We start from the raw sequence: 11175 nt of genomic DNA, 5'->3' as shown, positions 1-11175 counted from the left end.
AGTCAATCTCTCGGGCGGTTTCGGGGAGACCCTCCAGTCTGATGATTGCAAGGTCTGTCTTTTCATCTTTCGCGACGACATGTCCTTTGGTATAATAACCCAGTCGCTTTAGCACATCACTGCTCGTCACATAGAAGTTCCTGTCCTTAATGAGTTTGCCATTTTCATCGGGAGCGGGAAAATATACGTCTATCGTGTTCTGTTTATCTGTGACGTGTGCGTTGGTGATAGCGAGTTTGAATTGCTTGTCAATGAGGACCCCGCTGCCCTCGCCTATACCGGGGTTGACTATCCACATAACGGAACGGATGGCATTGTTATAGATTTGGTCAGCGGTAGACTTTGAGGGTGTTGGTATGGATAGATTGGCGGATGTCGACCGCGGCGGCGAAACTCGCCATAAGCGAATGGTTTTATCCAAACTCCCACTTGCTAACATCTGATTGTTCAGATTGAAGGATACACTACGGATACTACCCGTATGCCCTATAAGAGTTTGGAGAGGACTGTCTGTCTTTATATCCCACAAGCGAATGGTTTTGTCCGAACTGCCGCTTGCCAATGTGCGACCACCTGGACTGAAAGATATGCTATTGACAGAGCCTGTATGTCCAGTGAGCGTTATTTTGTGTCTACCTATGGGAACATCCCAGAGACGAATGGTTTTATCCGAACTCCCACTCGCGAGTGTGCGGCCATCTGGACTGAAAGATATGCTATTGACTGATGCCGGATGTCCAATGTGTGTTTTCTTGTGCTGTCTAGTGACTGTATCCCAAAGACTAAAGGTTTTATCACTACCCCCACTCGCGAGTGTGCGGCCATCTGGACTGAAAGATACACTATTGACCCAATACGTATTCCTAATGAGTGTGCACAAATGTGTACCTACGGAGGCATTCCACAAACGTAGAGTAGTGTCTGTACTTCCACTCGCCAGCGTTTGATCATCCGGGCTGAACGAGACGCTAAAGACTAACCCCGTATGGCCTCTAAGCGTTATCTTGGGTCTACCTGTGAGTACATCCCAGAGACGGATAGTTTTATCCGAACTTGCGCTTGCTAGCGTCTGACCATCCCGACTGAAGGCAATACTATTGACCCAATTCGTGTGCCCGGTGAGGGTTCGCAGATGTTTGCCAGTCGTTGCATCCCACAAACGAATGGTGTTGTCCCAACTCCCACTTGCTAGCGTCTTGCCATCAGGACTAAATACTACACTATCATAATGAACATAATCTTGCGCGAAACCGTTTGGGAGGAAACAGGTTGTAACAAGCAGTAGCGTTGGAATGAGAAAACGGGTGTGTCTCATAGTATCTATTTCTGTATTAGGCAAGGTGTTCACCTGCAATTTCATTTTAAATAATAGTCGTTTTTACGAACCTACATTTCGTTGTTTAGTACTCTATCTCTTGACGACTCCGATAGTCTGTCGGGTAAGGTGAATCTATGGGAAGAACAGGAAGCCGTAACTCAATAGAACACAAATCATCATAACGATATTTCGCGAAGTAAGAAATATCAACGAGTCTTGGATCGGGCAGTTCCGAGTCAAAAGTTAACACGTACCCTAGCGGAGGAAAGCTTAGTTCACTAAGGGCACAATGCGTTTCAATTTTAGTCCGTATTCTGTCTACGCTTTCTCCGATCCCCTCCAGACTGTCCATATTAAAGTTGTTAGTTTTTACTTTTACCATTCCACCCGACATACGAAATCCTGCAGCATTATAGAATGCGAAAAACTTGATATCAGGATTCAAGTAATATTCTTCCCTGTTTAAGACGAACTTGACTAATTCTTGATGGTATTGCCTGAATTCGTCGGTGTTGACACTAAACATCATACAAGCGATCTGCTTTATCACTCGTACGGGAAAGATACGGAACCGATAGTAGAGGGATGGTTGATTTTGTGTGTATTCAAGTATATTCATGCTTTGACATGCCCATTTAATGAATGCCGTGCCGTACCATGAACCTGTTTTGTTGTTACAACCTTCGCAGAGCGTGTAGCCCCCTAAACCCTTTTGAGAAGTCTGATTATTGTAGTTCCCCTCAGTGATCCCCATAAAATAATTGTAATGCTTTACAGGACAATCGTTAAATGCCTTTTTTGGAGGTAGATGCTCAAACGACAATTTTTTATAACTTCCACAGAGGTGACATATCCCTTTCCTATTTTTTGCCATTTTATTTACCTTTGTAGTGTTTGTATGTTCGTTTTGCAAACAAAGTATTTCTCAGCAGATCTCCGTTTGGAGTAAGACTTATGTCTTCGCGCGGAGGCGTTCGAGTTCGGCTAAAGCCTCGGCAAGTTCGGCTTCCATTTGTTCTGCCCGTTCTTCAGGCGGTTGCAACCACTGTTGCGTTGCTGGATTATAGAGACGTAGGTCGCCTGCATGCTCGCCCAATTCCAGATCACCGAGGACAGTTGATGGGAGCCGTCCTTCTACAAACGCTATCTCTTTATATTCTCCATCTGTGAGTCGATACCCAATAAAGGATGGGGTTATATCTCCATACGGATCGTAAATATAATACTCTTTCACGGCAAGTACAGAGGCGTAAAGTTGCTTCTTAGGACCGAAGTCATGCTGGTAAGTACTCGGACTCGCCACTTCCAGCACAAAATCAGGAGTGCTGCCTTCTTCCCATGTCAGGTAGGTGCGGCGCGGTTTTTTCCCGACACCGAATACCACGAACACGTCTGGGGCAATAGATTTCCGTGGATTTCCTTCTTCATAATACATCAACAGATTCCCGGACACATAAACATCATTAGTTTCCCGGAAATGATATTCGAGCATCTGAATGAAATCCACCATCAGTTTACGATGTTTGTCTGTTTCTGCCATAGGTTTGCCGTCCGAGGAAGGGTAGACGAGTGTTGGCGCGGAGTGAACCTTTTGCTGCATCGTGTCACCTCCTTGAAAAATGATGAAAGATTGGTGTTCCTATAAAACTATGTTAAGTATGTCACATAAAATTTCCGTCGTCAAGGGAAACAGACAAAACACCAATGGTGTTTCCCACTTTCTCTTTCAAGATTCTGATTTAATGCCGAAATTATCTCCGCGTTTAATATCTTTGTTTGGTGGATCTGCGAACTTGTATTTGCCAGACTTTCGCATTTCGTCCTCTAATCCTTGGTAATATGCCACCAATTGGTTGAAGTCATGTCCGAATTCCGCAGAAATCTTACGCCGCATTTCGCGAACTTGATCCATTATACTGCATTCCATAATTTCTCTATCTTCCATTTTAGTCGGTGCCTCCAAAATAATCTAAAGGGGTAGTTAAGTTCGGAGTTGGTAAACCAATGTTACTACAGACATGCCGCCCCGCTGGGGAAACTAAAGAGCAGATTGGGGAACGCATCTATAGGCGAATACCAATTAAGTCATTGGTTCTGATGAAGCCTCGAGACGTTCAATAAGCCACTCTCGGATGAGATTTGCAGGAGAAGTGTCCCGAGACTTAGCAAGGGCATTAAGTGCTTCCAATTCTCTGGGATCTAAGAGAACAAGAAGTTGGGTTCCAAGTTCAAAAATAGGTTCACTCACTTCTTCAAGCTCGTCTTCAAAATCCGTTAAATCATGTGTATCCCAGAAATGTGCAAGCTCTTGAATAGAGTCGGTTTTTGGAATGTTTTTACGATTCATCGGTCTCTCCATTGTCTATATCGTCGCTTTTCCGTATCAGTCATCGTTCTCGCTGTGACAGGATAACCTCTACCATCAGGAAATCGGATGATGACACAAAATAGATAACGTCCTGCGTTTGTTTGCCCTAAAACATAGTAGACTGGATTTTCGCCTTGGGATTTTGCACGTTGAACAAACGATTCATTCAAACAAACTTCTTTAACCTCATCAGTTGTGACACCGTGCCGGGCAATATGATCTATTCTATCTTGGGGCCAGATTAACTCATATATCTTCATACCCAACCCCATTTTTGATGGGCGATAACTTTAAAATGTCACTGTCAATGGCATCAATGCTAAGAAGACTTTCTCACAGGACAAGCGATTGGCTGTCAATTCATTCAATAAAGAAAGACAACTTATCTATTTCCCTTGCACAGCACTAATTTCATCTTCCGAAATTTTGTGGACGCTTTTCGGGTTAAATGTCTGCGTTGTGTCTACGCGAAGTGCTACTTCAATCCTACCACCCGTTAGCACGAAAAACTGGATCAGGAAACCACCGCCCTGCATAGATTCAACTTGATATTCCTCTTCGTCAAGCCCACCGAGCCACGCTGGTAACGCTTCTTCAAAGTTTGGGTGTGCCATGACCTGATCCGGCAACGCGATAATCAGCGTACCGGGATCATCACCAATTGCTTCGCCAATGACCTCTCGTCTTTCTACCATAAACGGGACGACAAGGTTAGCATATTCAAAATCATCAGTGACGGTGCGTTCTGGTGGCACAAGTCCCCATGTCAGATGATGGATAAACGGATTTCCATATCCCTGTCCGAGCATGTGTTGGAGTGCTGTTTTGTCAACCGGATGCACGACAGCAACGTAATCGAACCATCCGTCATCGCGCGCTGGACTGTTCATTGGCAATTGGGCAGAGACATTGATATAATCGCAACCGTCAACAGGCGATGGATAACACCGCGCATCCCATCCGTTGACATAACCGAGTTGTTTCAGACCATCAGCAACGAGATGAGGTGGATCACAGAAAATAGCGGCGTGATCCATATTGGCGTAGATTTCAACGCCTGCTCCCATAACACGTTCTGCGACTTCACTCGCCTCTGCAAAACGGAGATCGGCGTTTTCAATTGTCAAGTAATCCGAGAAATTTGTTGGTAACGTAATTAAGTTTTCCATTTTTTGCTCTATTATATTTAGCCACCGTTCCACTTTGTTTCACGGTAGTTTTCCGTTAAATCAATGCCGCGTCGGCAGTGAACATTATAATTCCTCACGATAGTTATCAGTCTAACAGAAATCGTACCGATGATCAAGCACTTTTCGGTGAAGTTTACAAGCCGAAAGTTGTTGAAAAAAGTGCAGATCTCTGCTAACGTTAATGTAGGCTTTTAACCAGCCTTAGACTCAAAAATAGAGGAGCAATTCATGAGAACAAATACCTTTCGAGAACTACTCAACGCAGGCAAGCCTACAGTCGGCACGCATATCCATACCACTTGGCCCTCCATCGTTGAAGCGATTGGGCACACAGGAATGTATGACTACGTCGAATTTGTGGCGGAATACGGTCCGTTTGATCTGCACGATCTGGATAACTTATGTCGGGCGGCTGAACTGCACAACATCTCCACAATGATTAAGGTTGACCAAGAACCACGGGGTTTCATCGCTCAGCGTGCGATCGGTTCTGGCTTAAACGTTGAAGATGTCAAGGAATGTGTGAAGATTACGCGTGCGGATACGCCGGAAGATGGCGGTAGTTACGGCGTGGCAACCCGTCGGTTCTCCTATATGGGCTACGGTGGAGGCCCAGAATACGTCCAAGCCCTCCGCGATGTCGTTAACGTTATTATGATTGAGAAAAAAGGGACTGTTGACAACCTTGAAGAGGTGCTATCTGTTGAAGGCGTTGACATGATTCAGTGGGGGGGTTCGGATTATTCGATGAGTATCGGGAAAGTCGGTCAGCGTGGGGCTCCCGAAATCAGTGGAGCACACGATAAAGTGTTCAAGACCGCAATAAAGATGGGGGTGCCACCACGCGCTGAAATCGGGAGTCCCGACGACGCAAAACGCTACCTCGATATCGGAGTCCGGCATTTCTGTATTGGGACCGATATTTCCGTTCTCTATAGTTGGTGGCGTGAAAACGGTGATGGCTTGCGCAAAGCGATTGAAGGACATTAGATGGCAAAATAGCGATCAGCGGTCAGCAGTCAGCGGTCAGAAAGAGAATCTCTTGCCTGATAGCCGACGGCTGATGGCTGATAGCCACCCCGCCAACAACTGAATAAAGTTACGAAAGCATCGCCTGCATCTTTTCGGCGACCCAGTCCACAGCAACATTAATCATCGCATGTCCTTTATCGACTGTCGCTAATTTTGCCTGATGGTGATATTCCCGATCAGATTTCGCCTGCCCTGCATCTGAGATAGTGAGTTTCGCGCTGTCGTAATCGACACCGTTCCAGTCAACATTTTCTGCGAAAGCAGCGAGGGCAAATGCTGTCTCAAATTCCGCTGCGTGCCCAGGGCAAATCCCAGATTCCATCTGTGCCTTGACCAGTTCTTCATCGTATGCTTCCCAATAAGAATGATACTCAAGGTTAATACCAAGTTTCTCTCGGAATCCCGCCAAGCGTTCAGTTACAGGTCCTGAATTTCCCGCGTGCCCATTGACAATCAGGATGTTATCAATCCCATGCCGGCGCATACTGTCAGCAACGTCATAAAGCACTTCACCAAAGACCTCTGGGCGGAGCGTGAGCGTGCCTTTGTGGTCCATCCAGTGTTCCGATACACCGATTGCCAAAGGCGTTGTGACGATAACCCGCGGGAATAATTTCTCAGCCGCCAATTTGGAGACATACACCGCACTTTGCGTATCGTGATACATCGCCAAATGTTCGTTGTGTTGCTCTGTACTACCCGTTGGAATAATCGCTCCCTTGAGTGTGCCGGCATCAATCGCTTCTCGCACATATCGCCGTTGATTTTCCCACAGTAGCACAGATTTGATTTCAGACATTACCTAACCTCCAGTATTAGGTAGGGCATTAAACCTACCGAGTGTGCTTTGGATAGCCGCAATTCCATCTTCCATGTATTCTCGGTTGGGTGGTAAGTAGTCTTGCAGGCTTTCCCAGTCATATTCATTCTGATGTGCGTCGCTGTTCTTAAAAAGAATTTTGGTGCCGTAATCTCGAATTTCATTGAGTGCCCATTCGTAGATATAGAAACCGAAGATGTCTGTATGTAGGGCCACTCCATTCTGCCTTGTCTTCAGATAACTTTCTAACACTACATCAAATCGTTCTCCAGTAAAAGCAAAAAGATCTTTCTCAGCGGGTCCCAAAGAAATACCATCCCAATCAATCAGGTGCAGCTGGTCTTCAGTATCCAGAATGAGATTACCCGGAGTCGGATCGCCGTGTGTAATTACAAAAGATGTTTGTGATACCACCGCTGAGCGTCCTAATTCATCATATCTATCCATTGTTTCTAAAATCGAAGATCGGTGCGCTGCAAGTGTCTCAAGCAGCTGCTTTTGGTATCGATTTTGAGAGGCTATCCCTTTCATAGGAGACTCAAGGACCGCGTAAAGCTCATTTCGTAGCGGCAAATCATATTTTGATGTCGTCAGGTGACACGTCTCAATTTCATCCGTGCAAAGGTGGATTGTCGCTAATAGGGCAGCCGTCTGACGGAGTTCTACATCAGTGAAATCTTTCCCGATCTTCCATAAGTCCCAACGGCTTCTACCTTCAATAAAGGGGAACAACGAGACGCGAAAATCGTGCCACGGGATACTCAATGTTCCATCTGACGCTTTCAATGGAGCAACAACGCCAGATATGTTACCTTGATGCCGCAGAAGCGACGCATATTGCAAGCAAGAATCCGGTACAGAAGTAGACGCTTTGGCAAAGTACTTTTCACCGGTTTCGGATACCACGATGTAGCCGTAACTATCCTCGCCTTCCGGCAAAAAAGTTATGGAACACAACGGAATCGCGTAGGCGGTCCTGAGATGCTGCAGTAATTCCGTTTTATCAAAAGCGTTGTCAACTTTCATATCTAAATTTCTCGAAATAACTATCAATCTCTGGTCGTAACTCGATACCAGCTTGCTCAAAGGCATCCAGCAGCTCTGCGTAAGTTCCTTCACCACCCAAAAAATCCCAGAGTTCTTCTGCGATTAAAACTTCGTGATCCCGATCTAGGACCCCTTTCATCGTCCATCGTTCATAAGGTTTTGGTTCATAAGGATTGTAAGGGACGCCAATCATTGTATTTACAACAACTTCTGAATTTCTTGCTAATTCGGCGGCGGTCCACTCCAAAAGCGTTCGTTTGAATTCCTTAAAATTACCTTTGTTAGGTTTTACAGTTTTCAGGTCAATTAAAAACAACTCACCCTCATAGTTTTCCAACCAGATATCTACTTGTGTCAGTCTTACTTTGTCTAAAGTTCCAGTTCGACAAACCTTTCTAATTTGTTCTATTTCAGTTGGTTTATCAAGTTCCCTCTCATCAATAGCTAGTTCATCCATTATTGTCTGAATTTGCTGATGTGCTTTGGAACTGATTTCGTTAAAGGGTTTAACTTGGGTTTCTGCAACCTTAAATCTTTCACGTGCTAAGGTAACAGCCACGGGTTCATAAATTGAAATTCCAAATGTCGTATTTAAAGATTGGATAAACGAATATAAGACCATCCTATCTTTACCAAGTAGACGATGGTGAAATGGCATATAGCGCGTCTCTGGACTATAGGATTGGAACTTAGCCCGCAAGCAATCTTTAATCTTTTCCTTAATCTTTATCTGCCGTTGTGAGGGCATAGTTTCAATCCTTTTTCTCTTTCAAGTGAAATATTGTCTCGGAATATGCTGATTCCCGATTCTTTTCGGTCCGATTCAAGACGGGTCTTTTGTGTTGATTAACAATCTGCATACCCGCCATTTCAGCAATAGTTGGATACATATTAAATTTATCGTTCGCGACAACGAAGATGTCATAATCATCAGCCAAAAATCGCTTACAGTTCTTAAAAACCTCTGCTACGCCCTGAATGTATGATTCTCTCGCCTCACGCCCTTTACCTCTAAACAGGGGACCAATCTCCAATTCATCTAACCTCTTGAAACCAAAGAGATCATAGGCATAGGCGTGCTGTTCGTGATAATTAATAAGTCCAACATACGGCGGACTTGTAAAAATACCCTTAATCCGCTGTTTCTGTGCCAGTTCCGCGAATTGTTGAAGGTCGCGCCCCAACATTCCAAAGATATTGATTGTCCGGGAGTCTCCCGTTATACAGTATTGAAAGGTATCCGTTTTTAACTTCCTGAATTCAGACCAGCGTTGCACACTATCCTTGCAGTATCGTTCCCACCAATTAAGAATTGAAAAGAGCGGTTTGCAGACTTTTCCATGTTTTCGGCAATAATATGTCGTCGTCACGGGTTCCCGCAGTGTGCCTAAATCCGCATGCGTTGTGGCTCTGCAAGAACGGATAGTCCTGCTTAATATTAACATCAAGGCGTTTTGTATTGAAGGATCCTCTACTTTTCTAATCAAACTATAGACGAGATCAATCTCAGCTCTAACTCCCGGAAGATACCACTGCTTCATGAAACGAGCAGAATCGGTTGGCATCTGCGTCTCAATTTGGTACTCAGCAACAAGGTTGTGATATGTTTCTAAAAAAGCCGCTTCCTTTTCAGCTCCATACTGCTTTTGATTGATTTCACCCGTTCTGACTTGGCGTTTGAAGGCGATTGGAAAATATTGATTATTGAAGTCCGTCAGTTTTTCCGCGAGTTTCGTTTCAAATTCGATCACGCCGGATGTAGCAACAAAATTTCTGAGAGCTGTCGTTATCCTGTGACTCACCTCGTACAAGCAGGTCAAATTATAGGATGTCACTTTGGCATTGCCAATAAAAGCATTAAACGCCGAAACATCAATACCAATCGCGTGTATCCCAAGTTCGTTGGCTTGCACCAAAGTCGTCCCACTCCCACAGAACGGATCAAGCACAATATCACCAGGGCGAAAATAGACATCCCGTTTAAAATTGTCAGTATGGGCATCTAAAAAATAGCCTACGAGTTGCGGAATAAATTTGCCTTTATACGGATGCAACCGGTGGACATGCTTTGTTGTTTCCGCCTCCTTCACTTTTTCAAAGGATAGCGTCCAATTCAAGTCGTTCCCGAGTTCATCTTTCCACCGTGTTTCTCGACGGTTCAAATTGTAATAATTCTCAAGACTTTTTTTTGGAATTAACGTTGCCCCGTTATCTACAACAGATTCAATCTGTCCATACTGGATTAAATAGGTGATATTCGCAGGTGTAACGTTTTTATTCACACGCTTTGAAGCCCATTGACTTGCCTGTTTAAGTGTAAGAAGCATCTTTCATATATTTCCGTTAATTTGTTGAGGGCACCGCGACTTTCTGGAGAATCACTTTGCTCTCGCTCTTCAGCTTCAAAGATTCAGCGATGTTCCCCATATTAATCGCAATCTTGAACTGCTTGGTAGAAGTCGAAAATCGTCCCAAATATTCCCCCTCAGGAACATCTCCATAGTTTTCAACGAATTTGATCTGAATTTTCTGACCTGTTGCAAAGGTTGCTTCAAGTGTATCCCCAAGTTCCCAACCGCGCTCGGTAAATGGAGCGATGTAGAGATCGGTGACAGCGTTGCCGTGATCGTCAATTTCAACAATTGTCCCGGAGAGCAATGTCGCTTGAGGCGTTTCTTGCACCTGTGCCTTTTGAGTACAGCCAATCAGAAACGTTCCTGTTATGAGCACAACTATGAGCGTTAGTCTCCAATAATACAAACGGTATTGATAGCAGGATTTCACTGTGATATACCTCCATAAGTTTGTCAATGTACCCAAGCCTAAAGACTTGGACTTGTAGCAAAAAGCAATAACTGTTTTGCGTTTTGTAGGTCCCGTGTCTCGTGCTTCGTTCTTGTTTCTCGTTTCAGTGAGGGTGGTAACCCACCGCTCTCCACGACGGGCGCAGGTTTCCGCCCGTAAGAGTATGTTTAAAGCAGCGTTGTGGTCTCGGTCTAACGAAGTCCCACAAAACTGACAATTAAAGGTTCGTATCGCAAGAGAGAGTTTTCTTTCCGACTTCTGACCACAAGCGGAGCAAGTCTGCGAGGTATTCTTAGGATCAACTTGGTGGAAGTGCAAGCCGTCTCTTGCGGCTATGCTCGCACACCACTGAAAGAAGGTGCTCCAAGACGCATCGGATATGCTCTTGCTGCGGTGTTTATTCTGAACCATGTTAGATACGCTTAACGCCTCTGCCACTAAGACGTTGTTTTCTTTGTGGTGGTAGAGTTTGTAAACGAGTTTTCCAATAAAGTCTTTGCGTCTGTTTGTCGTCCGTTCATGGTGTAAAGCGAGTTTGTGTTTTTGTTTCTGCCAACGCTGGCTGCCTTTTTTCTTTCGAGAAAGGTCTGTAGAA

General features: G+C 44.7%; 13 protein-coding genes. 1 reads left to right on the top strand and 12 read right to left on the bottom strand.

From position 1 onward, the window contains the following. The 7 genes from J4G07_03705 to J4G07_03675 form a co-directional block, all read right to left on the bottom strand. Positions 1-1360: hypothetical protein (locus J4G07_03705; GenBank protein MCE2413089.1), on the bottom strand; the 1360-nt coding region annotated here is incomplete at its 3' end. 40 nt (positions 1361-1400) lie between these two features. Then, on the bottom strand, positions 1401-2192 hold the full coding sequence (locus tag J4G07_03700; protein MCE2413088.1) for a hypothetical protein: 792 nt from the start codon (positions 2190-2192) through the stop codon (positions 1401-1403). Between the two features lie 78 nt (positions 2193-2270). Beyond that, complete coding sequence (locus J4G07_03695; GenBank protein MCE2413087.1) at positions 2271-2918, bottom strand: Uma2 family endonuclease; 648 nt, start codon at positions 2916-2918, stop codon at positions 2271-2273. Between the two features lie 126 nt (positions 2919-3044). Next, on the bottom strand, positions 3045-3263 hold the full coding sequence (locus tag J4G07_03690; protein ID MCE2413086.1) for a hypothetical protein: 219 nt from the start codon (positions 3261-3263) through the stop codon (positions 3045-3047). Between the two features lie 135 nt (positions 3264-3398). Further along, positions 3399-3665 carry a hypothetical protein gene (locus tag J4G07_03685; GenBank protein MCE2413085.1) on the bottom strand — a complete coding sequence of 89 codons (267 nt, stop codon included), beginning with the start codon at positions 3663-3665 and terminating at the stop codon, positions 3399-3401. Then, on the bottom strand, positions 3662-3946 hold the full coding sequence (locus J4G07_03680) for a BrnT family toxin (protein ID MCE2413084.1): 285 nt from the start codon (positions 3944-3946) through the stop codon (positions 3662-3664). The genes J4G07_03685 and J4G07_03680 overlap by 4 nt, the downstream gene beginning before the upstream one ends. A gap of 126 nt (positions 3947-4072) precedes the next feature. Beyond that, positions 4073-4855 carry a hypothetical protein gene (locus J4G07_03675; protein ID MCE2413083.1) on the bottom strand — a complete coding sequence of 261 codons (783 nt, stop codon included), beginning with the start codon at positions 4853-4855 and terminating at the stop codon, positions 4073-4075. Positions 4856-5104: 249 nt separating this feature from the next. Here J4G07_03675 and J4G07_03670 point away from each other — a divergent pair, with 249 nt between their 5' ends. Further along, the gene (locus J4G07_03670) at positions 5105-5866 is read left to right on the top strand and encodes a 2,4-dihydroxyhept-2-ene-1,7-dioic acid aldolase (GenBank protein ID MCE2413082.1); all 762 of its coding nucleotides are present in this window, start codon (positions 5105-5107) and stop codon (positions 5864-5866) included. Between the two features lie 109 nt (positions 5867-5975). Here J4G07_03670 and J4G07_03665 read toward each other — a convergent pair whose 3' ends face one another. The 5 genes from J4G07_03665 to J4G07_03645 form a co-directional block, all read right to left on the bottom strand. Beyond that, entirely contained in the window at positions 5976-6707 is a 732-nt protein-coding gene (locus tag J4G07_03665; GenBank protein ID MCE2413081.1) for a creatininase family protein, read from the bottom strand. 3 nt (positions 6708-6710) lie between these two features. Further along, the gene (locus tag J4G07_03660; GenBank protein MCE2413080.1) at positions 6711-7754 is read right to left on the bottom strand and encodes an aminoglycoside phosphotransferase family protein; all 1044 of its coding nucleotides are present in this window, start codon (positions 7752-7754) and stop codon (positions 6711-6713) included. Beyond that, positions 7744-8523 (bottom strand): TdeIII family type II restriction endonuclease, encoded by a 780-nt coding sequence (locus J4G07_03655; protein MCE2413079.1) that lies wholly within the window; start codon positions 8521-8523, stop codon positions 7744-7746. Before J4G07_03655 ends, J4G07_03660 begins: the two co-directional genes overlap by 11 nt. Before the next feature lie 4 nt (positions 8524-8527). Continuing rightward, complete coding sequence (locus J4G07_03650; GenBank protein MCE2413078.1) at positions 8528-10102, bottom strand: site-specific DNA-methyltransferase; 1575 nt, start codon at positions 10100-10102, stop codon at positions 8528-8530. A gap of 16 nt (positions 10103-10118) precedes the next feature. Next, on the bottom strand, positions 10119-11175 hold a 1057-nt coding region (locus J4G07_03645; GenBank protein MCE2413077.1), incomplete at its 5' end, for an SAM-dependent chlorinase/fluorinase.

The sequence above is a fragment of the Candidatus Poribacteria bacterium genome, assembly GCA_021295715.1.
In the GTDB taxonomy this organism is placed as follows: Bacteria; Poribacteria; WGA-4E; order WGA-4E; family WGA-3G; genus WGA-3G.
Note: the sequence above shows the minus strand (reverse complement) of the source record. Positions and strands in the feature narration are given on the sequence as shown.